Source organism: Rhizobium sp. WSM1274 (genome assembly GCF_025200775.1).
In the GTDB taxonomy this organism is placed as follows: domain Bacteria; phylum Pseudomonadota; class Alphaproteobacteria; order Rhizobiales; family Rhizobiaceae; genus Rhizobium; species Rhizobium leguminosarum_I.
In genome coordinates, this window is the sequence record NZ_CP104140.1 from 339,100 (window position 1) to 359,922 (window position 20,823).

Sequence of the window (20,823 nt, forward strand, 5' to 3'; positions counted from 1 at the left end):
GCTAGAGATCAAGATGCAGCGTGTTTCCCTCGAAGCGGGAAACGCAGATCATCACCTTGCGGCCGGATGCTTTTTCTTCGTTCGTCAGATAGACGTCATGGTGCAGCAGCTTGCCGTCGCAGGTGACGACCCCGGTCTCGCATTGACCGCAGGCGCCGCCGCGACAGAGGAAGGGCGCGTCGACACCCGCCGCCTCGATTGCTTCCAGCATGCTCTCGTGATGGCCGACCTTCACGGTCTTGCCGGACCGCAGCAGATCGATCGCGAAGGGCTTGCCGGGCAGCGACGACAGGAACCGTTCCGAGTGCAGGTTCTGTTCCGGCCAGCCGGCGTCCAGTCCCGCCTTCAGCACGCCGTCGATCATCCCGGATGGGCCGCAGACATAAAGATGCGTGCCGAGCGGCTGGGTGCCGAGCAGGCTCGTCAGGGGCATGGCGTCGCCTTCGGCATCGCAATAGATCTTGATGCGATGTCCGCCATAGCGCTCGGTGAGTTCCCGCCAATAGGCGCCGCGGTCGCGCGTACGGATGGCATAATGCAGCTCGAAATTGGCGCCTCCGCGGGAAAACTGCTCCATCATCGCGATGAAGGGGGTAATGCCGATGCCGCCGGCGATCAGAAGGTGCTTGCGCCCGCGCCAGTCCGGCTGGAAGAGGTTGACGGGATAACTGACCTTGAGCTCGTCGCCTTCGCTGAGCTTCTCATGCATGAAGGTGGAGCCGCCGCGCGAATCCTCGACGTGCAGCACGCTGATTTCATAGGCTGCGCAATCATGCGGCGGCGACATCAGCGAATAGGCATTGCGGCGCATATGGCCGCCATCGTTCATCAAAACGATGACATGGGCGCCGCCGGAGAAATAAGGCATTGGCTTGCCGTCAAGGCGCTCGAAACGGAAGCGCTTGACGCGCTCGGCGATCGGCGTGATCCGCGTCACGCGGACAGGAATTTCAGTACCACCGCTCAAAGGAACAACTCCTCCGGGTCAGGCGCGCTGCCCGGTTCTTCCGCATCGATATTGACGCCCTGGAAGGCGGCGAGCCGGCGCGAATAATGGTCGCGCACCAGAAGCGGCAGCCCGCAATGGCTACAAGTGAAAGGGCTGGTGGTGACGTCGTCGGTGATGCCCTTGCAATGGACGCATTGCACACGCCGGGCGAGCGAACCGCGATGCTCGGTGATGACGGAGGCATGGTCCATGCCGTAATCGAGCGCCACCAGCATTGCCTGGCCGATGAAGCCTTCCGTGCCCGACAGATAAAGCCGCGTGCCCATATGGGCGGTGGCGAGCGACCCCTTCAATCGGAAGAGCAGCGTGGCGATCGTCGGCGCCGTGAAGAACATGTCGGCGCCGAGGCGGGCCAGCGCCTCGTCCAGGCCGGTGCCTTGCGAGCCGCGGGCGACATAGAGGATCTCGCTGCGGGAAAGCGCCGTTTCGTCAAGCGCCGGCTGCTGATCGAGCAGAGCCTTGGCGCCCTCCCCTTCGAGCGCGAAAATGTGCCGCCGGGCGCGCGGCTGGATGGTCAGGCCCGTGTAGACTGGTCGGCTCTTGATGCCTGCAACGAGCATTTCCGTGCTCCCTAACCTACGGCAATCCTCTTTTTCTTCTCCGGATCGTCGAAGGGAAGTGTATGGGCGGTGGCGCTTGCCTGCACTGTCTTGCCGCGGACTTCGAGTTTCGTCCCATGCACCGCCTTGTCAACGTCCAGGCGGGCAATCGCCATGGATTTCTTCGTCAGCGACGAATAGCTCGGGCAGGTAATGACGCCGACCTTTTTGCCGTCGGCAAAGACGTCGTCGCCGAGATCGGCCGGTCCGTCGGCATCGATCAGCATGCCGAAGATCTTGAAGCGTTCCTTGCCTTTGAGGCGGTCATGTTCCTCGGCGCCACGGAAACCCGTCTTGCCGGGGCTGACGGTAAAGTCGAGGCCGAGTTCCCAGAGACTGTCGCCGGGCGGCTGATCGGCGAAGGGATACATTTGCGAATTGTCGTAGGGGTAGAAGAGCAGGTAGCTTTCGACCCGCAGCATGTCGAGAACCGAGAAGCAGCAGGGGATGATGCCCATCTCCTTGCCTTCCTCGACGATCCGGTCCCAGACCATGACGGCGTCCTGGCCGCGCACGAAGATCTCGTAGCCGCGTTCGCCGGTATAGCCGGTGCGCGAGATCATCACCGGCGCGCCGAACAGTGTCGTCTGCATGTGGTGGAAATATTTGAGATCGCGGATGCCGGGCACATATTTGGCGAGATAATCGACCGCAATCGGCCCCTGCAGCGACAGGTCATGCAGGTCGTCATCGAAGAGCACGGCGCAATTGCGGCCGGCCGCCTGCTTGACGAGTTCCTCGTGGCCGGAGCCGGAGCCATGCACCAGCATCCACGAATTCGGGCCGGTGCGATAGACGATGCAGTCGTCGGTGAAGTGGCCGCGCTCGTTCAGCATGGTCGCATAGACCGAGCGGCCGGGGTAGATCTTCGTCAGGTCGCGGCTGGTAATATAGTCGAGCACGGCGATGGCGTGCGGCCCGACCAGGTGCACCTTCTTCAGGCCCGAGACATCCATGATGCCGGCCTTGGTGCGGACGGCGACATGTTCTTCCGACATGTCCTTGTCGTAGGTCCAGGCGGTGCCCATGCCGCTCCAGTCCTCGAGCTTCGATCCCAGAGCACGATGCCGATCCGCCAAGACGGAGAAACGCCATGATAAAGCCATTGTCCGTTCCCTTTTATTTCCTCTACGGAATATTTATTTCCTGACTATATAAGTCTTTCGCGCCGTGGCAAGCCCGTCCGGCATGCATTTCCCAAAACTTTGACGGTATCTGTCCTGCGGCGCGATGGGTGCGATGACGCCAATCATCTCTCAGCCCATCCGCTCCGACGCGTAACTTCCGGGGCTTGCCGGGAAAACCACGGTGCGGTTGCCGTTGATGAAGGTGCGGTGGTGGATATGGGCGTGGATGGCACGGGCCAGCACCTGGCTTTCGACATCGCGGCCGATCGAGACGTAATCGTCGGGCGACTGCGCATGGGTGATGCGCGCCGTGTCCTGCTCGATGATCGGGCCTTCGTCGAGATCGGCGGTGACGTAATGCGCCGTCGCCCCGATCAGCTTCACGCCACGTTGATAGGCCTGCTTATAAGGATTGGCGCCCTTGAAGCTCGGCAGGAAAGAATGGTGGATGTTGATGATCCGGCCAGACATCTTCTGGCACATTTCGTCCGACAGGATCTGCATGTAGCGCGCCAGCACGATCAGCTCCGTGCCGGTCTGCTCGGCCACATCAAGGATATGGGCCTCGGCCTGTACCTTGTTGGCCTTGGTGACCGGAATATGATGGAAGGGGATGTCGTGGTTGACCACGACCTTCTGGTAATCGAAATGGTTGGAGACGACGCCGACGATATCGATCGGCAGGGCGCCGATCTTCCAGCGGTAGAGCAGGTCGTTCAGGCAATGGCCGAAGCGCGACACCATCAGCAGCACCTTCATGCGCTTCTCGCTGTCGTGAAAATCGTAATCCATCTCGAAGGGAGCGGCGACGGCGGCAAAACCGATGTCGATATCGGTGCCCGCAAGCCCCTCTTCCGAAATGAAGCTGACGCGCATGAAGAACTTGCCGGTATCGAGATCGTCGAACTGCGAACTGTCGATGATGTTGCAACCCTTGTCGGCCAGATAGCTCGAAATCGCCGCCACGATGCCGCGCGTCGATTTGCAGGATACGGTGAGTACGAAACTCTTCATGCTGTCGCTTCCTTCGCTATCCCAAGCGCAGAGGGCTAGATGACGCCGGAGCCTGTCCGCTCCGGCGTGATGAGCGTGTCTTCAGAAGGTCCACTCAGATGTCGAGCGTACTGTCGCGTTCCCACTGGGTGAAATGCGAGCAGTAAGCGTTCCACTCCTGATGCTTGAGCTTGAGATAGGCGGCGGAAAACTCGGCCCCGATCGCCTGCTTCAAGCCCTCGTCGGCATCATAAGCGCGCAGCGCGTCGAGCAGATTGAGCGGCAGGCGCGGCGCATCCTTCACCAGGTACCCCTCGGCATACATGTCGATATCGTAGTGGCGGCCGGGATCGGCTTGGCTGCGGATGCCGTCAAGGCCGGCAGCGATGATGATCGCCTGCAGCAGGTACGGATTGACCGCACCATCAGGCAGGCGCAGCTCGAAGCGGCCCGGTCCCGGCACGCGCACCATGTGGGTGCGGTTGTTGCCGGTCCAGGTGACCGTGTTCGGCGCCCAGGTGGCGCCCGATGTGGTGCGCGGCGCGTTGATGCGCTTGTAGGAATTGACCGTCGGATTGGTGATCGCGGCCAGCGCGGAGGCGTGTTTCATGATGCCGCCGAGGAAGGTTTTACCCTGAGCGGAGAGCCCAAAGGCCATTTCCTTGTCCGCGAAGGCGTTGACCTTGCCATCGATGTCCCAGACCGAGATGTGGGCATGGCAGCCGTTTCCGGTCAGGCCTTTGAAGGGCTTCGGCATGAAGGTGGCGCGAAGGCCGTGTTTTTCGGCGACCGACTTGACCATGAACTTGAAGAAGGAGTGCTTGTCCGCCGTCTGAAGCGCGTCGTCATATTCCCAGTTCATCTCGAACTGGCCGTTCGCGTCCTCGTGGTCGTTCTGATAGGGCTTCCAGCCGAGCTCGAGCATGTAGTCGCAAATCTCGGCGATGACGTCATACCGACGCATCACGGCCTGCTGATCGTAGCAGGGTTTCTCGGCTGTATCGAACTGGTCCGAAATCACCGAGCCGTCCGAGGAGATGAGAAAGAATTCGGGCTCCACGCCGGTTTTTACCCGGAGCCCTTCTTTCGCAGCTTCAGCGACCAGTCTTTTCAGCACCACACGTGGTGCCTGTTCGACAGGCTGGTCGTCCATGACGCAGTCGGCGGCAACCCATGCGACGTCCTTCTTCCAGGGTAGCTGGATGACGGAGGAAGCATCGGGAAGCGCGAACAGGTCGGGATGGGCAGGCGTCAAATCCAGCCAGGTTGCGAAGCCCGCGAAGCCGGCGCCATCCTTCTGCATATCGGCGATGGCTTCTGCGGGAACCAGCTTGGCGCGTTGGCCGCCGAACAGGTCGGTATAGCTGATCATGAAATATTTGATGCCTTTGTCTCTGGCAAAAGCAGCAAGGTCCAGTGTCATTTCGTTCCCCTTTGGATTTCTTGGAGACACTTTGCTTATGGATGCGAGACGGCCGGGACATTTGCCCGGCCGGTAGAAATCAGTAGCCTCCCTTGCCGGGATACCAGTTTGTGCCGGCGAGCGGGATCTGCGCCATGGCGGCGGCCTCCATCGTCAGGGCGCAAAGATCTTCCGGTTCCAGGTTGTGCAGGTGGTTCTTGCCGCAGGCGCGCGCGATGGTCTGGGCTTCCAGCGTCATGACCTTCAGATAGTTGGCGAGACGGCGGCCGGCGGCGACCGGATCAAGCCGCTTCATCAGTTCCGGGTCCTGCGTCGTGATGCCAGCCGGGTCCTTGCCTTCGTGCCAGTCGTCGTAGGCGCCGGCCGTCGTGCCGAGCTTTTGATACTCTTCTTCCCAATGCGGATCGTTGTCGCCGATCGCAACGAGTGCCGCCGTGCCGATGGCAACGGCATCGGCGCCCAGCGCCAGTGCCTTGGCCACGTCGGCGCCGGAACGGATGCCGCCCGAGATGATCAGTTGCACCTTACGATGCATTCCGAGATCCTGCAGCGCCTGGACAGCGGGGCGGATGCAGGCAAGCGTCGGCATGCCGACATTCTCGATGAACACATCCTGCGTTGCCGCGGTTCCGCCCTGCATGCCATCGAGCACCACCACGTCGGCGCCGGCCTTCACGGCAAGCGCTGTATCGTAATAAGGTCGCGCGCCGCCGACCTTCACATAGATCGGCTTTTCCCAGTCGGTGATCTCGCGCAGTTCCAGGATCTTGATTTCGAGATCGTCGGGGCCCGTCCAATCCGGATGGCGGCAGGCCGAGCGCTGGTCGATGCCCTTCGGCAGGTTGCGCATGTTGGCGACGCGATCGGAGATCTTCTGGCCGAGCAGCATGCCGCCGCCGCCGGGTTTTGCGCCTTGACCGACAACCACCTCGATCGCATCGGCGCGACGCAGGTCTTTGGGATTCATGCCGTATCGCGACGGCAGATACTGGTAGACCAGCGTCTGCGAATGGCCGCGCTCTTCATCGGTCATCCCGCCGTCGCCTGTCGTGGTGGAGGTTCCGGCAATCGTCGCGCCGCGTCCGAGCGCTTCCTTGGCATTGCCGGAGAGCGCGCCGAAGCTCATGCCGGCAATGGTGATCGGCGTCTTCAGGTGAATGGGCTTTTTGGCAAAGCGCGCGCCGAGGACGACCGACGTGTCGCACTTCTCGCGGTATCCTTCGAGCGGATAGCGCGAGATCGATGCGCCGAGAAACAGCAGGTCGTCGAAATGCGGCACCTTCCGTTTGGTGCCGGCGCCACGAATGTCGTAAATGCCGGTCGCAGCGGCGCGGCGGATTTCCGCCAGCGTGTAATCGTCGAAGGTCGCTGACTTGCGCGGCGGGGTATAGGGGTTGTGATAGCTCATGATGGTCCCTCGCCTTAATACGCGTCGGCGTTGTCGATATTGAAGTTGTACAGCTTGCGGGCGGAGCCATAGCGCTTGAATTCCTCGGGCCTCACTTCGGTCACGCCCGCCTTTTCGAGAAGTTCGGCGAGCATCGTCAGATGCTCGGGACGCAGCTCCTTTTCGATGCAATCGGCACCCAGGCTCTTGACCGAACCGCGCACGAAGAGCTTTGCCTCGTAGAGCGAATCCCCAAGCGCATCGCCGGCATCGCCGAGTACCACGAGGTGGCCGGACTGGCCCATGAAGGCGGACATGTGGCCGATATTGCCATGAACGACGATGTCGATGCCTTTCATCGAGATGCCGCAGCGCGATGCCGCATTGCCCTTGATGACAAGCAGGCCGCCGCGGCCGGTTGCGCCGGCATACTGGCTGGCATCGCCCTCGATGACGACGGTTCCAGACATCATGTTTTCCGCAACGCCCGGACCTGCCGAACCGTGAACGGTGACGGTCCCGCCATCATTCATCCCGGCGCAGTAATAGCCGACGGACCCCTTCACATCGACCGTCACGGGCGCATCGATGCCGACGGCAACCGAATGGCTGCCGCGCGGATTGACGACTTCGAAGGAAAGATCGTTCGAACCGTTCTGGATGTTGTGCAGGGCGCTGTTGAGTTCACGCAACGGCGTAGTGGCAAGATCAATGACAGGCATGTTTCGATAACCCTTGGAGAATAGGCATGAGGCGCTGGTCAAGCGACCTTCTGGTGATCCCAGAAATAAACGGTTGCAGGCTCCGGCTCCCAGACCCGGGCGTTCTCGATGCCGGGTAGGTTGACCAGCGCCCGGTATTCCGAACCGAAGGCGACATACTGGTCCGTTTCGGCCATGACGGCGGGCTTGCAGGCAATCGCATCGCGCACGACGCCGAAGCCGGATTTCGTGCCGACGACGAAGGTGAAGAAGCCGTCGAGGTCATCCACCGCGCCTTCCAGCGCCTGGCCGAGATTCTTGCCCTTGGCCATCTCGGCCGTCAGATAGGCGGCGGCGACCTCGGTGTCGTTTTCCGTTTCGAAGGTCATGCCTTCGCGCTTCAGTTCGCGGCGGAGATTGTTGTGGTTGGACAGCGAGCCATTATGCACCAGGCATTGGTCGGAGCCGGTGGAGAAAGGATGGGCGCCGAGCGTCGTGACGGCTGATTCCGTCGCCATGCGGGTATGGCCGATGCCGTGGGTGCCGGCCATTGAATTGACCGCGAAGCGCGAGACGACATCCTTCGGCAGACCCGTTTCCTTATAGATCTCGATGGCGTCGCCGCTGCTCATGATGCGAACGTTCGGACGCAATTCCGAAACGGCTGCCTTGCCCGTTTCGAGCAGGTCCCTCGCAAGCGTGATGACGGCATGCGTGCTCTTCACCTGGACGGCGACCGATGCGCCAACCGCCTGGCCGAGCTCGGCCTCGAGGCCGGCGAAATCCTTCTTCGGATTGGACGACTGGATGGTGATCTTGCCGCTGTTGCCGCTGGCGTCGCCATAGATCGCAATACCGGCGCTGTCCGGCCCCCGATCCGTCATCGTCACCAGCATGGAGGACAGCAATGCCCCGAGCTCCGGTTCGAGACTTTTATCCTTGAGGAAGAGACCCACAATTCCGCACATGACCAGACCTCCGTTCGTGTTGAAAAAGGACTAGCAGGTCTATTTTGAGTTTTCAACTGGGAAGAAAGTTTTTTTCCTTTTAGGCAAGTCAGCTTTTCGAGCTCTGCTGTGGATAGCTGATGATCGAGAGGTATTTGCTCGGTAGTTTCACCAGTTGCTCCGGCCCATGCGGCGCATCGGCGTCGAAGAACAGGCTATCGCCGGGCTGCATCTGAAAAAGCTGGTCGCCGTGGCGGTAAACGACTTCGCCCTCAAGCATATAGAGAAATTCCATCCCCTCGTGCTGGAAGGTCGGGAAGATGTCGGAGTCAGTAGTCAGGGTGATGAGGTAAGGCTCGACGATGACGCCGCTGGTATTGTTGTCGATATGGCCGAGCAGATTATATTGGTGGCCGGCGCGCGTGCCGCGCCGTTCGAGCTCGATGCCCTGGCCTGCCTTGACGAAGACGGCGTTGCGCGGTTCCTCGAAACGGCGGAAGAAGGCCGTCAGCGGCACGCCGAGCGCCCGCGACAGCGATTGCAGCGTCGTCAGCGACGGCGAGATGTTGCCGTTCTCGATCTTCGAGAGCATGCCGAGCGAAATGCCGGTCGCTGCCGCCAGATCGGTCACGGTAATGCCGAGTTTCTTGCGGTAGGCGCGCACCTCATGGCCGATCGCCATTTCGAGGTTGTTTTCCTTCGGCTCGCGAACGGCGTGCGGGTCCTGGGAAAAGGGAGCGCGTCCGCCAAGCGCCTGTTCCGGTTGCTCTGCCGCTTCACGCTTGGATTTCATAGGTTTTCCCCTGCCGCCTTCTCTTTTGTTCAAGGCAACCCTATCGCCATAGTGAAAATTCCTCAACCGTGAAGAAAACCTATTCCCGCCGCGCCGCGCGCGGAGCGATGCCGTAGAGGGCACGGAACATCCGGGAAAAATGGCTCAGGCTGGAAAAGCCGGTGGCCACCGCGATTTCCGAGACGGAAAGCGGGCTCTGCTTCAGCAGCCGATGGGCATGCTGCAGCCTGATCCTGCGGTACTGCTCGAGGAAGGTACTGCCGAGGTGAGCCGAAAAGAGCCGGTCGAGATGGCGGGTGGTGACGCCGGCAATGCGCGCCATGGCGGCGCGCTCGAGCGGCATCTCGATCGTCTCCTCCATCCGTTCGAGAACGCCGAGCAGGCCGGGATGATAGACGCCATAGCGCTGCGCCAGCGAGGCGCGCTGCGGGGCTGCAGGCTCGTTGACCTCGGTATGAAGATACCAGTCGCTGACGCGGCGGGCGAAATCCGGCCCCATGCGCTCGGCGATCAGCACATGCATCATGTCGAGCGGTGCGATGCCGCCGCCACAGGTAATCCGGTTGCCGTCGATCAGGAAGCGCGCCTGGCGCGGCGTGAGATCCGGGAAGGCTTCGAGAAGGGCGGCCGCATGCTCCCAATGGATGGTGAAGTCGCGACCGCCAAGCAGTCCGGCGGCCGCCATCAGATAGGGACCGCCCGAGATGCCGCCGATCCTCACACCTTCGCGCGACAGCTGCCTCAAGCAGGACAGCACGCCGGGATAGCGCCAGTCGCGGGGCAAACCGCCGGCGCAGACGAAGGCCGTGCCGAGCCCCGAGCCCCTGACAGGGAGAGGTTCGGCGGGGACGCTGACGCCCGAGGAGGAGAGTGCCGCTGCGCCATCCGGTGAGAAGATCTGCAGCCGATAGATCTCACGTCCGGCCAGAAGATTTGCCGCCCTGAGCGGCTCCGTCGCCGAGGCATAGGACATCAGCGCAAATCCCGGGACGAGGATAAAGCCGATCGTCTGCACATTTCTGCTATCAAGCGAGGACATGTCTCTTTCTTAGCCAATCATGTCCCTTTTGTGCAAGTCCGCCCTCCCCTTTCTGGCATCATGCAGCTGTTCTTTCCGGGGTGACCCATGCGCTATTCCGCTCTTTCGATTTTCCTCAACGGCCTTCGCGGCAACAAAAGCTGGTTGCCTGCCTGGCGCGACCCGGCGCCGAAGCCGCATTACGACGTCATCATCGTCGGTGGCGGCGGCCATGGTCTTGCCACCGCCTATTATCTTGCCAAGGAATTCGGCGTCACCAATGTCGCCGTCCTCGAGAAGGGCTATCTCGGCTCCGGCAATATCGGCAGGAACACGACGATCATCCGCTCGAACTACCTGTTGCCGGGCAATAATCCCTTCTACGAGCTGTCGATGAAGCTCTGGGAAGGGCTGGAGCAGGACTTCAACTTCAACGCCATGGTCTCGCAGCGCGGCGTGCTCAACCTCTTCCATTCCGACGCCCAGCGCGACGCTTATACGCGCCGCGGCAACGCCATGCGGCTGCACGGCGTCGACGCCGAGCTTCTCGACCGGCAGGCGGTGCGCAAGAAATTGTCCTTCCTCGACTTCGACAATGCCCGTTTCCCCATCATGGGCGGCCTGTTCCAGCCGCGCGGCGGCACGGTGCGCCATGATGCGGTCGCCTGGGGTTATGCGCGCGGCGCAGACAGCCGCGGTGTCGACATCATTACCCAGTGCGAGGTGACCGGCATCCGCAGCGAAAACGGTCAGGTGACCGGCGTCGAGACCAGCAAGGGTTTCATCGGCTGCGGCAAGCTGGCGCTGGCGGCCGCCGGCAATTCCACCGTCGTCGCCGATATGGCCGGCCTGCGGCTGCCGATCGAAAGCCATGTGCTGCAGGCCTTCGTTTCCGAAGGACTGAAGCCGTTTATCGACACGGTCGTCACCTTTGGCGCCGGGCATTTCTACGCGTCCCAGTCTGACAAGGGCGGCCTGGTCTTCGGCGGCGATATTGACGGCTACAATTCCTATGCCCAGCGCGGCAATCTCGCTTCGGTCGAGCACGTCGCGGAAGCCGGGCTGGCGCTGATCCCGTCGCTGTCGCGCGTGCGTTATCTGCGCTCCTGGGGCGGCGTCATGGATATGAGCATGGACGGCTCGCCGATCATCGACCGCACCCATATCGACAATCTCTATCTCAACGCCGGCTGGTGTTACGGCGGCTTCAAGGCCACGCCGGCCTCCGGCTTCTGCTACGCCCATCTGATCGCCCGCAATACGCCGCATCAGACCGCCCGCGCCTTCCGGCTCGACCGCTTCGCGCGCGGCTATCCGATCGACGAAAAGGGCGTCGGCGCCCAGCCCAACCTGCACTGAGGACATTTGACGATGGCAAGCCTGATTTCCTGTCCCCATTGCGGCGCCCGACCGAAGGAGGAATTTTCGATCCGCGGCGATGCGGGCCTTATCAGGCCGGCGCCGGATGCCGGTGCGGATGCCTGGTTCGATTATGTCTATCTGCGCGACAATCCGCGCGGCCGGCACAGTGAATACTGGCACCATTCCTCCGGATGCCGGCGCTGGCTGATCGTCGAACGCGATACCGTCACCCATGCGGTCCACGGCGTCAGGGACGCCGCCCTTTCCAAGCTCGGCGGAGAACCGGCATGACGAGCTTCCGTCTTTCCTCCGGCGGCCGCATCGACCGCACGACTTCGCTCGGTTTCACCTTTGACGGCAGGCCGCTCGAAGGCCATCCGGGCGACACACTCGCCTCGGCGCTGCTTGCCAACGGCGTCCAGCTCGTCGGCCGCAGCTTCAAATATCATCGCCCGCGCGGCATCCTGACGGCGGGGGCTGCCGAACCGAACGCGCTGGTGACGACGGGCAACGGCGGGCGCACCGAGCCGAATACACGCGCGACGATGATCGAGCTTTACCAGGGGCTGACGGCAAGGAGCCAGAATCGCTGGCCTTCGCTCGGCTTCGATGTCGGCGCGGTCAACGGGCTGCTGTCGCCCTTCCTCAGCGCCGGTTTCTACTACAAGACCTTCATGTGGCCGGCGGCCCTCTGGGAAAAGCTCTACGAGCCGGTGATCCGCAAGGCGGCAGGCCTCGGCAGAGCATCCTATGAGGCTGATCCCGATTCCTACGAGAAATGCTGGGCGCACTGCGATCTGCTGGTGATCGGCGCCGGCCCGACCGGTCTTGCCGCAGCGTTGACCGCCGGCCGTGCCGGGGCGCGCGTCATCCTCGCCGACGAGGGATCCGACCTGGGCGGCAGTCTGCTTTCCGACAGCGGCACCATCGACGGCCAGCCGGCGGGCGCGCTTCTCGGTGAGTTGCTTGCCGAACTGGAGGGACTTCCGAATGTGCGGCGTCTGCCGCGCATGACGGTGTTCGGCTGGTACGACGACAATGTCTTCGGCGCCGTCGAACGGGTGCAGAAGCATGTGGCGATGCCCGATCCGGAACGCCCGGTCGAACGATTGTGGCGCATCGTCGCCCGCCAGGCGATCCTTGCGACCGGCGCCGAGGAGCGTCCGCTCGTCTTCGGCGGCAACGATATTCCCGGTGTGATGATGGCAGGCGCGATGCGCAGCTATCTCACTCGACAAGCGGTCGCGCCCGGCAGAAGCACTGTCATCTTCACCACCAACGATGCCGGATATCGCACCGCCGCCGATCTCGAGGCCGCCGGCCTCACGGTCGCGGCGATCGTCGACAGCCGCGGGGATGGAGGTGGGAGTTGGCAGGGCCGCGCCGAAGTGCTGGAGGGCGCCAGGGTCATCGAAGCATTTGGCGGCAAGCGCCTGCGCGGCGTCACCATCAAGACCGCAGACGGCACCCGCCGGATCGAAGCGGATGCGCTTGCCATGTCGGGCGGCTGGAGCCCGATCATTCATCTTGCCTGCCATCGCGGTGCAAAACCGCAATGGTCGCACGAGGCCTCGACGTTTCTGGCGCCTGTCCAGCAGGAAGGCCTTGCCGTTGCCGGCTCGGCCGCCGGCATGGCGCAAACCGCGACCTGCCTCGGCGATGGCGCGGAAAAGGCAGCTGCCGCGTTGAAGGCGATCGGTTTCGCAGCGGCAGAGCCGGCCTTTGCCGCCGCTTCCGAGACGGCCGCACAGGCAAAGCCGCTCTGGTCGGTGAAGGGTTCGAAGGGCAAGGCTTTCGTCGATTATCAGAACGACGTGCATCTCAAGGATCTGGGCCTCGCCGTCCGCGAAGGCTACGGCCATGTCGAGCTCGCCAAACGTTACACCACATCAGGCATGGCGACCGACCAGGGCAAGCTTTCCAACATCAACGCCATCGGCATCCTTGCCGAGGCGCGCCGCGTGTCGCCCGCCGAAGTGGGAACGACGACCTTCCGGCCCTTCTATACACCGGTTTCCTTCGGCGCCTTGACCGGGGCATCGCGCGGCAAACATTTCCAGCCGGCCCGCAAATCGCCGTTGCATGGCTGGGCCGAGAAGAACGGCGCGGTCTTCGTCGAAACCGGCCTTTGGTATCGCTCGTCCTGGTTCCCGCGCGCCGGCGAGACGACATGGCGCGAAAGCGTCGACCGCGAGGTGCTGAACATCAGGAAGAACGCCGGCCTCTGCGACGTCTCGACCCTCGGCAAGATCGAAATCTTTGGCAAGGATGCCGCGATCTTCCTCGATCGCATCTATTGCAACGGCTTCGCCAAGCTTGCTGTAGGCAAGGCGCGTTACGGCATCATGCTGCGTGAGGATGGCTTCATCTATGATGACGGCACCACCAGCCGGTTCAGTGACAACCATTTCTTCATGACGACGACGACGGCGCTTGCAGCCGGCGTGCTGGCCCATCTCGAATTCTGCGCCCAGACGCTGTGGCCGGAGCTCGACGTCTGCTTCGCCTCCTCGACCGATCAATGGGCGCAAATGGCCGTTGCCGGGCCGAAGTCGCGCCCCATTCTTCAGGAGATCGTCGACGAGGACCTGTCGGATGCGGCTTTCCCCTTCATGAGTGCCCGCAAGGTCACCCTCTTCGGCGGCCGCCTCGAAGGCCGGCTCTTCCGGATCTCCTTCTCCGGCGAACTCGCCTACGAGCTGGCAGTACCGGCCGGTTACGGCGAAGGCGTTGCCGATGCGATCATGGTATCAGGGGAGAAGCACGGCATCTGCGCCTATGGCGCCGAAGCGCTCGGCGTCATGCGCATCGAGAAGGGCCATGTCACCCATGCAGAGATCAACGGTACGGTGACGCCTGGCGATCTCGGTTTCGGCCGCATGGTCTCATCAACCAAGCCGGATTTCATCGGAAAAGCAATGCTGGCGCGCCAAGGGCTGCAGGATCCCGAGCGGCCGCGCCTCGTCGGCGTCAAGCCGCTTAATCCGGCAAGCGGCTTCCGCACCGGCTCGCATATTCTTGCCGACGGCGTTGCGGCGACGCTCGAAAACGACCAGGGCTACGTCACCTCAAGTGCCTTTTCGCCGACACTCGGCCATACGATCGGCCTGGCGCTCGTCCGGCGTGGGCCGGAACGCATCGGTGAAAGGGTGACGGTCTGGAACGGCCTGCGCAACGAATTCACCGATGCGGTGCTCTGCCATCCCGTCTTCATCGATCCCGAAAACGAGAAGCTCCATGCGTGATCTTCCGCAACACAAACCGGTTCTGGCCGGCATGGTTTATAACGGCATCTCAGGGGCGGGCCTTCGGCTTGAAGCCTTGCCGGAGGGCCATCTCCTGCATGTGCTCGGCGCAATCGAACCATCAGCGCTCACCGCGGAATTGGTGAAAGCGGGCTTTGCGAAAAGTTCGATCCGCCAGGCGGGTTTCCGGCAATGGTTCGTCGCCGGTGACGAGCCGCTCGTGCCCGCCAGCCTCCATGCTCTCGCGGCAGCGCTTGCGGGAAGGTCCTTCGTCATGGACCAGAGCCACGGCCGCGTGCGTATCGGCGTTTCCGGCCGTTCTTCGCGCGCACTTCTGTCACGAGGCACAGCCGTCGATCTCGATCCTTCCGTCTTTCCGGAAGGCCATTCTGTGCTGACGATGGTCGGTCATCTCTCCGTGCAGATCGTCCGCACCGGCGATGACAGCTTCGAACTCACGGTCCTGCGCAGTTTTGCCGAAAGCCTCTGGGACGATCTCGCGCATATGGCGGCGAGCGCGGAAAAGGACGGCGTCTAACAGAGGAGGGTCTGGGATCGTTATTAAGCTGTATGCAGCGCGGCGGCTCCGACCCATTCGGGGCGCTCCGCACCTTGCAGCTCTTCCAGCGCATCGGCGGCGAAGCTCGGCACGACACCCGTCCACAGCAGTGCGCCGTCGGGATTGGAATGACCGTCGCCCTCGAGCTTGTAGATGCTTTCGACGATATACTGGCCGTCATTGTTCAGGCCCTTGATCTCGGAAATCTCGATCACGCGGCGCCGGCCGGTGCGCTTGAAGCGGGCGATCTGCACGACGACATCGACCGCCGAGGCGATCTGGGCGCGCAGGGGCCGAAGCGGCATGTCGATATCAGACATCAGCGCCAGCGTTTCCAGCCGGTGTAGGGAGTCATAGGGGGTGTTCGCGTGCACCGTCGAAAGGCTGCCGCTGTGGCCTGATGTCATCGCCTGGATCATATCGAGCGCCTCGCCGCCGCGGCACTCGCCGACGATGATCCGGTCGGGCCGCATGCGCAGCGACGAGCGGAACAGGTCGCGGATGCTGGCGCCGCCGCGACCGAAACGGTCGGGCTTGGTCACTTCGAGATAGACCACGTGTTCCTTGCGGATCTGCAGTTCGGACGTGTCCTCGATGACGATGACGCGCTCGTGGTCGGCAAAGGCTTCCGACAGCGCGTTCAGCATCGTCGTCTTGCCGGTGCCGGTGCCGCCGGAGATGATGACGTTCTTCTGCAGCCCGACGGCCGCCTGCAGCAGCGACAGCGATTCCTCCGTCAGGCTGCCCTGGGTGACGAGGTCGCGGATGCTGCGATGTTCTTTCAGGAAGCGGCGAATGGAGATGCAGAGCCCGGTGCGGGCGGCCGGCGGCTGGATCATCTGCACGCGCGAACCATCCGGCAGGCGCGCCTCGATGCTCGGCTCCTCGGGGGTCAGTCGCTTGCCTGAGAATTGCGCGATGCTGCGCGCGGCCGATTCCAGATCTTCGCGACTGGCAAAACGCGTATCGGCGCGTTCGAGCTTGCCTCGCCTTTCGACGAAGATGTCGGATGTCCCGTTGATCAGGATTTCGGACACGCTCGGATCGTCGAGGAGAAAACGGATCGGCCCGAGCAGCTTGTCCAGCGCCCGGGTCAGGACCTGGAAGGTTGCCTGTTCGGCAGCGTCGTCGGAAACGGCCTTCATCAGAGCGGCATCCCGACCAGGACCGTGCTCATGCCGAACAGTGTCGCCATCATCTGGACCGCGGTCGGAAAGAACATCATCAGTGGAATGAGGACCAATCCAAGTATTAAGATGCTGCTCATCGTTTCCATCGTTCTCTCTCCGGATCGACTGGCGGGCGACATCCGCCATTTTCCGAAAGCTTAATCCAGATCGCCAAACAACGCCATGGCCGGGCCCCGCGGAGGCAGTCATTATGATCGCCATATGCTGTTTCTTCTATCGCTTTGAAAGAATTGACCAATTATGGAGCAGTAGACGAGGCCTCGCCAGGTTGGCAAAAACTTCGGCCATGCAGCTAAAATCTTAGCCCGTTCAAGCTGTTAGTTGAAAAAATATGACGTCAACTGCGATTGTGCCGGCGATGCCTCCAAGACAATTGGAACCCTTCGTTTCGTTTGCTTGACGGAGGGCTGGCCTTGGGCGCACTCTTGGGTCTTAATGGTGTTGTTCAACAAACGTTGGCAGCCGGGGAAGATAAGCTGAAGCAGAAAATATCGTTGGATCGAGCAACATGCTCGTTCGGATCGATGGCGTATGCTTGGTTCATCTTCATCAGGGCTTCGAACCGAAACAAACCTGGGAATGAGGAGTAATCACATGTTTGGTAAACTCAAGACTCTCGCAATTGCACTTCACAAGGACGAGCGTGGCGACATGGCCCAGATCGTCCTGGCCGTCGCCCTGATCGTCATTCCGCTGATGCTGCTTCTGCTCGCATTCGGCAAGCAGATCGGCGAATGGTTCAATGAAAAGAACACGGCGCTCTCGGATGCCGAGAGAATTCCTGAGCCGGGTCAATAAGCGGGTCGGGATCATGGATACGACCTATGATCTGACCCTGATGCCTGCGGCGGCGGCTCTTGCCGTCGCCTGCACCATGACCGCGGCGGTGCTCGACCATCGCCACGGTCATATCCCGAACGCCGTCACCTATCCCTGCCTGCTTGGCGGGTTCATGTTGGCGGCAGTCAGCGGCGGTCTCGCAGGAACAGGGCTTGCCTTCGCAGGCCTCCTTGCAGCCGGCCTGATCTTTCTCATCGCCTTCGCAGCCGGAAGCTGCGGCGGCGGCGACGTCAAGCTGATGGCGGCGCTCGGCGCCCTTCTCGGCCTCTGGCCCGCCATCGATGTCACCCTTGCATCGCTGATGGTCGGCGGCGTGATTGCCGTTTTCTCCATGGCGCGGCGTGTTCAGTGGAGCGTGCTGGCGCGAACGGTCGGACTGTTTGCGCTTCTCCTGCCCGCCGGTTTCCGCGACGCCGCTTCCGTGCTGAAGCCGCGCGAGACACATCATACCGTGCGCTTCGGCGTTGCCGCTGCTCTCGGACTTCTCTGGTGCCTTTCCATGCCTGATTTCACCCCTCTTTCACTCGTGAGGTAACGGCAATGCGCGCGGAACTCGAACGCCCCATCTTCGACGGCGCCTTCTGGAGTTCGATCCTGCACTCACGGACCTTCTGGATCCCAGAGGATCACGGCGCGCTCTTCGGTACCTTTGCGATCGCCATGATGCTGCTTGCCTCGATGCTGCTGCTGCCGCGGCTTTCCGCCCGCCGGCGCCGGATATCGGAGCTGCACGGCGATACCTCCGGCAGCACGACGATGATGGATTTCGTTCTTGTGACACCGGTCTTCGTCTTCTTCATGTTCGTGGTCTTCCAGTTCACGATACTGGCCAAGAACCACCTCTTCACCCACTATGCCGCCTATGCGGCGGCGCGCAGCGCCCGCGTCTATTTCTGCCCGGCCCTGCCGATCACCATCCGGAGCCTCATCGACGTCAAGACCTGCGATAACGATGCCGCCGCCGGCAAGGCCGAACTTGCCGCCCGCCTGGCGCTGATCCCGGCCGCACCCTACGACCAGCTGAAATGCGTCGGCGCCTGCCAGCCGCCGGAAGAGGCGCTGAAAAGCCTTGCCGATGCCTCGGGCCTTTCGAAGAACTGGCGGGCGATGCGCAACCAGGCCCGCTACATGTTCGATCCGCAGAACGTCACGGTGACCGTCGACCGCGCGCCGATGGCGCTCTATGCCGCCATCAACCGCTCACCGCATGTGCCGGTCACCGCCAAGGTGGAAGCGCGCTTCCTGCTGCTCGAATATGCCGGCTGGGTTTTTGCCCGCGGTCAGAGGAAGGACGGCCGCTACTATACGATCTCGACGGCGGAGGTGAACCTGCTATGACACCGGCCCTGATCAAACGCCTGCACCGCGACGAACGCGGCTTCCTGTCGCCGATCATCCTCTACATGACGATCGCGCTTGCCCTGATGATCGTCTGGATCCTGAATACCGGACAGATGATCTACGACAAGCAGCGCACCCAGGACACGGCCGATGCCGCAGCACTCGTCCATGCCGACTGGGAGGCGCGCTATCTCAATATCATGGCGATGAACAACGTCGCCTCGTCGCAGGCAACCGTTGTCATGGCGACGTCGGTCGCCTTTCAGCTGACGACGGCGGAACTTGCCCTGCGCTCGGGTGTCATTCTGGCGAAACTCGCCGAATATTCGTTCACGGAAGGCTTCGGGCCGGCGTCCCTGCTGCCTCCGCTTCCGCCAATGCCCTATTGCCCCGGCTGGCAAAAAGTCCCGATCGTCGGTGGCATCATCTATGGGGCTTGCCTGGCGTTCCAGGGATTCCGGGCGCTGGAAGCCGCCAAAGCGATCGGATATACGGTGGCGGCGCAAGTCAAATACAATCCTTTGGGCCTCATCGAGAAGTCCAGCGACATCATCGATGCGATGAACGATCTGAACGACTACCTCGTCGAAAGCTTTCCGCAGCGCGTCAGCAACGAAGCCCTGCATCTGGTGCGCTTGAACAAGTCGGATCACGTCGTCTTTCATCCGCCGTGTGAGTCCTGCGACCAGGCCGGAGAAGGTGCGGGCGGTAACCTGCCGGTCGATCGTGACGGCATCAATCCCGCCTCGGCCTATGCTGAAATGTGCCTTGCGATGGCCAATGGCACGCAGGGACAGGACCCGTTTCTGATGCGCGGCGAATTTGCCAATCGTGGGTTCCCCAACGGCAAGGGCCCACTAACGGCAGGCGGAGTCGATGGCAGCCATATCCGAGACTGGGTCAACCACGAAAGCGGCGTCGACGATGCGCTGGTGGAGTTCTACATCTTCTATGAAGCCTTCGGCCCGGCTTATCTCAGCAAGGTTCCGTTCAAGGCGATCGTCGAGCAATATGCCGGCGATCTGAGCTGGCTGGAGGAAGCAGCGCTCGATGTCAGCTTCTGGCTGGCGGACAAGGTCTTCGGCGTCGGCTTCGGCATCACCAACCCCTTCCAGCTACCGATCGACGTGCCGCCGCGCTATTCCGATGCCCAGACGAAGGACGAGAACGATTTCACCCGCAAGTTCGACATGATCTGGAACCAGGTCTGCGGCCCAGCCGGTGGCGCGATTTCCGTGGCGGGTGCTCCCCTGCCCGTCATCTCCTTCCCGAAGCCTTACTGGCTGAAAGGACGCATCCCCTTCAACTTCTCGCCCTTCGGCGGCGAGCAGCTCGACGACTACCAGACGCTGGCGATCGTTTCCCGCGCCCCGCGCGCCAGGCTGCAGATCCGCATCTTCAAGGACAAGACACCGTCCGCCTATGCGCTCGCGCAGAGCTGGGTCCACAATTACACGGCCTTCGACCTCTACACTCAGGACTGGCTGGCATCGCTTGCGCCCGCTACGCTTGCCGACGATATCGGCGAGGTTTCGAACACCATCAAACAGAGCCCGGCGGCCGACAGTTTTACCGGCTTGACCCGCGTCTTCGACCGAGGAGGAGCCAATGCCTGGGCTGCCGTCAACACACACTGAGCCTGTGGGCGGTCCTGCTGGCCGCGGGCTGCTGATGCGGCTGCACCGCGACAGGCGCGGTCTGGCCTCGATCGAATTTGTGCTCGCCGCGCCTGTTATCTTGCTGATCGTGATTTTCGTCATCCACGCGAACAAGATTTCCACCAAGAAGGTCGGAACCATGCTTGCGATGCGCAACGCCGCCTTCGCCGAGGCAAATGGGCTGGACTGCACGTCGGATTTCTCGAATGTCGTCCCGATCCCGGCTCTGCCGGCAGTGCCCGGGGGCGACGCCATCAACTGCTCGCGCACACCATCGCATGAAGGCGATGGCGACCCGCAGCGCACCTTTGTCTGGGACGATGTCCAAAATACCTTGAAGAGCGACGGCCGCGACTTCGGCGACATGGTCGGCGACCTCGCCAATGAGAAGCCGCAGCTCGTCACCGCGACAGCCGACCGCGTCTACAAGTTCAGGGATTCCGACGATCTCGATACGATCAGGAGCCTCCGCTGGAAGGATGCGTTCACGGTGGACGATTCCACGCTGTTTGCCTCGCACAACAATGACACCACGAGCCACGGCTACGATCCGACGCTCCGCCGCGAAATCCGCGATGTCGCCGACGATTCCGGCGATCTCTTCGACGGCGTCTTTCCGGGAGCGAAATAA

Annotated in this window: 21 protein-coding genes; 9 read left to right on the top strand and 12 right to left on the bottom strand. The window is 62.1% G+C overall.

Annotated elements, in window-relative coordinates; translation table 11 throughout:
• Position 1: 1 nt before the first annotated feature.
• From N2600_RS31385 to N2600_RS31430, 10 genes are all read right to left on the bottom strand, one after another.
• Complete coding sequence (locus N2600_RS31385) at positions 2 to 967, bottom strand: PDR/VanB family oxidoreductase (protein WP_260299558.1); 966 nt, start codon at positions 965 to 967, stop codon at positions 2 to 4.
• Positions 964 to 1,569, bottom strand: a complete 606-nt coding sequence (locus N2600_RS31390) for a dimethylamine monooxygenase subunit DmmA family protein (protein WP_017968477.1) — start codon at positions 1,567 to 1,569, stop codon at positions 964 to 966. Before N2600_RS31390 ends, N2600_RS31385 begins: the two co-directional genes overlap by 4 nt.
• Positions 1,570 to 1,580: 11 nt before the next feature.
• Entirely contained in the window at positions 1,581 to 2,714 is a 1,134-nt protein-coding gene (locus N2600_RS31395) for an aminomethyltransferase family protein (protein WP_017968478.1), read from the bottom strand.
• Between the two features lie 150 nt (positions 2,715 to 2,864).
• The gene (gene purU, locus N2600_RS31400; RefSeq protein ID WP_260299559.1) at positions 2,865 to 3,749 is read right to left on the bottom strand and encodes a formyltetrahydrofolate deformylase; all 885 of its coding nucleotides are present in this window, start codon (positions 3,747 to 3,749) and stop codon (positions 2,865 to 2,867) included.
• A 94-nt stretch (positions 3,750 to 3,843) separates the two neighbouring features.
• On the bottom strand, positions 3,844 to 5,151 hold the full coding sequence (glnT, locus tag N2600_RS31405; protein ID WP_017968480.1) for a type III glutamate--ammonia ligase: 1,308 nt from the start codon (positions 5,149 to 5,151) through the stop codon (positions 3,844 to 3,846).
• Between the two features lie 79 nt (positions 5,152 to 5,230).
• Positions 5,231 to 6,559 (bottom strand): FMN-binding glutamate synthase family protein, encoded by a 1,329-nt coding sequence (locus N2600_RS31410; protein ID WP_027690125.1) that lies wholly within the window; start codon positions 6,557 to 6,559, stop codon positions 5,231 to 5,233.
• Positions 6,560 to 6,573: 14 nt separating this feature from the next.
• Positions 6,574 to 7,260 (bottom strand): GXGXG domain-containing protein, encoded by a 687-nt coding sequence (locus N2600_RS31415; protein ID WP_260299560.1) that lies wholly within the window; start codon positions 7,258 to 7,260, stop codon positions 6,574 to 6,576.
• Between the two features lie 38 nt (positions 7,261 to 7,298).
• The gene (locus tag N2600_RS31420) at positions 7,299 to 8,207 is read right to left on the bottom strand and encodes a class II glutamine amidotransferase (RefSeq protein ID WP_170278951.1); all 909 of its coding nucleotides are present in this window, start codon (positions 8,205 to 8,207) and stop codon (positions 7,299 to 7,301) included.
• A gap of 88 nt (positions 8,208 to 8,295) precedes the next feature.
• The gene (locus N2600_RS31425; RefSeq protein WP_162115110.1) at positions 8,296 to 8,979 is read right to left on the bottom strand and encodes a helix-turn-helix domain-containing protein; all 684 of its coding nucleotides are present in this window, start codon (positions 8,977 to 8,979) and stop codon (positions 8,296 to 8,298) included.
• 79 nt (positions 8,980 to 9,058) lie between these two features.
• Positions 9,059 to 10,018 (bottom strand): GlxA family transcriptional regulator, encoded by a 960-nt coding sequence (locus N2600_RS31430; RefSeq protein ID WP_260299561.1) that lies wholly within the window; start codon positions 10,016 to 10,018, stop codon positions 9,059 to 9,061.
• Positions 10,019 to 10,105: 87 nt separating this feature from the next.
• On the opposite strand from N2600_RS31430, the gene N2600_RS31435 reads away from it, so the two are divergent.
• From N2600_RS31435 to N2600_RS31450, 4 genes are read left to right on the top strand one after another with little or no spacing between them, the layout of a single operon-like run.
• A complete protein-coding gene (locus tag N2600_RS31435) occupies positions 10,106 to 11,356 on the top strand; it encodes a sarcosine oxidase subunit beta family protein (RefSeq protein WP_260299562.1) in 1,251 nt (416 codons plus the stop codon).
• A 12-nt stretch (positions 11,357 to 11,368) separates the two neighbouring features.
• Entirely contained in the window at positions 11,369 to 11,650 is a 282-nt protein-coding gene (locus N2600_RS31440; RefSeq protein ID WP_162115113.1) for a sarcosine oxidase subunit delta, read from the top strand.
• The gene (locus tag N2600_RS31445; RefSeq protein WP_260299563.1) at positions 11,647 to 14,604 is read left to right on the top strand and encodes a sarcosine oxidase subunit alpha family protein; all 2,958 of its coding nucleotides are present in this window, start codon (positions 11,647 to 11,649) and stop codon (positions 14,602 to 14,604) included. The genes N2600_RS31440 and N2600_RS31445 overlap by 4 nt, the downstream gene beginning before the upstream one ends.
• On the top strand, positions 14,597 to 15,142 hold the full coding sequence (locus N2600_RS31450; protein WP_162115115.1) for a sarcosine oxidase subunit gamma: 546 nt from the start codon (positions 14,597 to 14,599) through the stop codon (positions 15,140 to 15,142). Before N2600_RS31445 ends, N2600_RS31450 begins: the two co-directional genes overlap by 8 nt.
• Before the next feature lie 23 nt (positions 15,143 to 15,165).
• Here N2600_RS31450 and N2600_RS31455 read toward each other — a convergent pair whose 3' ends face one another.
• Both N2600_RS31455 and N2600_RS31460 read right to left on the bottom strand, forming a co-directional pair.
• Positions 15,166 to 16,308, bottom strand: coding sequence for a CpaF family protein (locus tag N2600_RS31455; protein WP_032985809.1), 1,143 nt, complete (start codon positions 16,306 to 16,308; stop codon positions 15,166 to 15,168).
• Positions 16,308 to 16,439, bottom strand: a complete 132-nt coding sequence (locus N2600_RS31460; protein WP_012763633.1) for a hypothetical protein — start codon at positions 16,437 to 16,439, stop codon at positions 16,308 to 16,310. The genes N2600_RS31455 and N2600_RS31460 overlap by 1 nt, the downstream gene beginning before the upstream one ends.
• 508 nt (positions 16,440 to 16,947) lie before the next feature.
• Here N2600_RS31460 and N2600_RS31465 point away from each other — a divergent pair.
• Genes N2600_RS31465 through N2600_RS31485 form a run of 5 tightly spaced genes read left to right on the top strand, consistent with a single transcriptional unit; the run spans position 16,948 to position 20,823 of the window.
• The gene (locus N2600_RS31465) at positions 16,948 to 17,151 is read left to right on the top strand and encodes a hypothetical protein (RefSeq protein ID WP_018246152.1); all 204 of its coding nucleotides are present in this window, start codon (positions 16,948 to 16,950) and stop codon (positions 17,149 to 17,151) included.
• Between the two features lie 13 nt (positions 17,152 to 17,164).
• Positions 17,165 to 17,728 (top strand): A24 family peptidase, encoded by a 564-nt coding sequence (locus N2600_RS31470; protein WP_260299565.1) that lies wholly within the window; start codon positions 17,165 to 17,167, stop codon positions 17,726 to 17,728.
• A 5-nt stretch (positions 17,729 to 17,733) separates the two neighbouring features.
• Positions 17,734 to 18,531, top strand: coding sequence for a TadE/TadG family type IV pilus assembly protein (locus N2600_RS31475; protein ID WP_260299566.1), 798 nt, complete (start codon positions 17,734 to 17,736; stop codon positions 18,529 to 18,531).
• Positions 18,528 to 20,171, top strand: coding sequence for a TadE/TadG family type IV pilus assembly protein (locus tag N2600_RS31480; protein ID WP_260299567.1), 1,644 nt, complete (start codon positions 18,528 to 18,530; stop codon positions 20,169 to 20,171). The genes N2600_RS31475 and N2600_RS31480 overlap by 4 nt, the downstream gene beginning before the upstream one ends.
• Positions 20,143 to 20,823, top strand: coding sequence for a TadE/TadG family type IV pilus assembly protein (locus N2600_RS31485; protein ID WP_260299568.1), 681 nt, complete (start codon positions 20,143 to 20,145; stop codon positions 20,821 to 20,823). Before N2600_RS31480 ends, N2600_RS31485 begins: the two co-directional genes overlap by 29 nt.

What these genes read in the sequence shown, in the direction of transcription:
- N2600_RS31410 (WP_027690125.1), bottom strand. Translation starts at nt 6,559, where the DNA reads ATGAGCTATCACAACCCCTATACCCCGCCGCGCAAGTCAGCGACCTTC.
- N2600_RS31455 (WP_032985809.1), bottom strand. Translation starts at nt 16,308, where the DNA reads ATGAAGGCCGTTTCCGACGACGCTGCCGAACAGGCAACCTTCCAGGTC.
- N2600_RS31450 (WP_162115115.1), top strand. Translation starts at nt 14,597, where the DNA reads ATGCGTGATCTTCCGCAACACAAACCGGTTCTGGCCGGCATGGTTTAT.
- N2600_RS31445 (WP_260299563.1), top strand. Translation starts at nt 11,647, where the DNA reads ATGACGAGCTTCCGTCTTTCCTCCGGCGGCCGCATCGACCGCACGACT.
- N2600_RS31415 (WP_260299560.1), bottom strand. Translation starts at nt 7,260, where the DNA reads ATGCCTGTCATTGATCTTGCCACTACGCCGTTGCGTGAACTCAACAGC.
- N2600_RS31425 (WP_162115110.1), bottom strand. Translation starts at nt 8,979, where the DNA reads ATGAAATCCAAGCGTGAAGCGGCAGAGCAACCGGAACAGGCGCTTGGC.
- N2600_RS31435 (WP_260299562.1), top strand. Translation starts at nt 10,106, where the DNA reads ATGCGCTATTCCGCTCTTTCGATTTTCCTCAACGGCCTTCGCGGCAAC.
- N2600_RS31430 (WP_260299561.1), bottom strand. Translation starts at nt 10,018, where the DNA reads ATGTCCTCGCTTGATAGCAGAAATGTGCAGACGATCGGCTTTATCCTC.
- N2600_RS31390 (WP_017968477.1), bottom strand. Translation starts at nt 1,569, where the DNA reads ATGCTCGTTGCAGGCATCAAGAGCCGACCAGTCTACACGGGCCTGACC.
- N2600_RS31475 (WP_260299566.1), top strand. Translation starts at nt 17,734, where the DNA reads ATGCGCGCGGAACTCGAACGCCCCATCTTCGACGGCGCCTTCTGGAGT.
- N2600_RS31470 (WP_260299565.1), top strand. Translation starts at nt 17,165, where the DNA reads ATGGATACGACCTATGATCTGACCCTGATGCCTGCGGCGGCGGCTCTT.
- glnT (WP_017968480.1), bottom strand. Translation starts at nt 5,151, where the DNA reads ATGACACTGGACCTTGCTGCTTTTGCCAGAGACAAAGGCATCAAATAT.
- N2600_RS31465 (WP_018246152.1), top strand. Translation starts at nt 16,948, where the DNA reads ATGTTTGGTAAACTCAAGACTCTCGCAATTGCACTTCACAAGGACGAG.
- N2600_RS31440 (WP_162115113.1), top strand. Translation starts at nt 11,369, where the DNA reads ATGGCAAGCCTGATTTCCTGTCCCCATTGCGGCGCCCGACCGAAGGAG.
- purU (WP_260299559.1), bottom strand. Translation starts at nt 3,749, where the DNA reads ATGAAGAGTTTCGTACTCACCGTATCCTGCAAATCGACGCGCGGCATC.
- N2600_RS31395 (WP_017968478.1), bottom strand. Translation starts at nt 2,714, where the DNA reads ATGGCTTTATCATGGCGTTTCTCCGTCTTGGCGGATCGGCATCGTGCT.
- N2600_RS31420 (WP_170278951.1), bottom strand. Translation starts at nt 8,207, where the DNA reads ATGTGCGGAATTGTGGGTCTCTTCCTCAAGGATAAAAGTCTCGAACCG.
- N2600_RS31480 (WP_260299567.1), top strand. Translation starts at nt 18,528, where the DNA reads ATGACACCGGCCCTGATCAAACGCCTGCACCGCGACGAACGCGGCTTC.
- N2600_RS31460 (WP_012763633.1), bottom strand. Translation starts at nt 16,439, where the DNA reads ATGGAAACGATGAGCAGCATCTTAATACTTGGATTGGTCCTCATTCCA.
- N2600_RS31485 (WP_260299568.1), top strand. Translation starts at nt 20,143, where the DNA reads ATGCCTGGGCTGCCGTCAACACACACTGAGCCTGTGGGCGGTCCTGCT.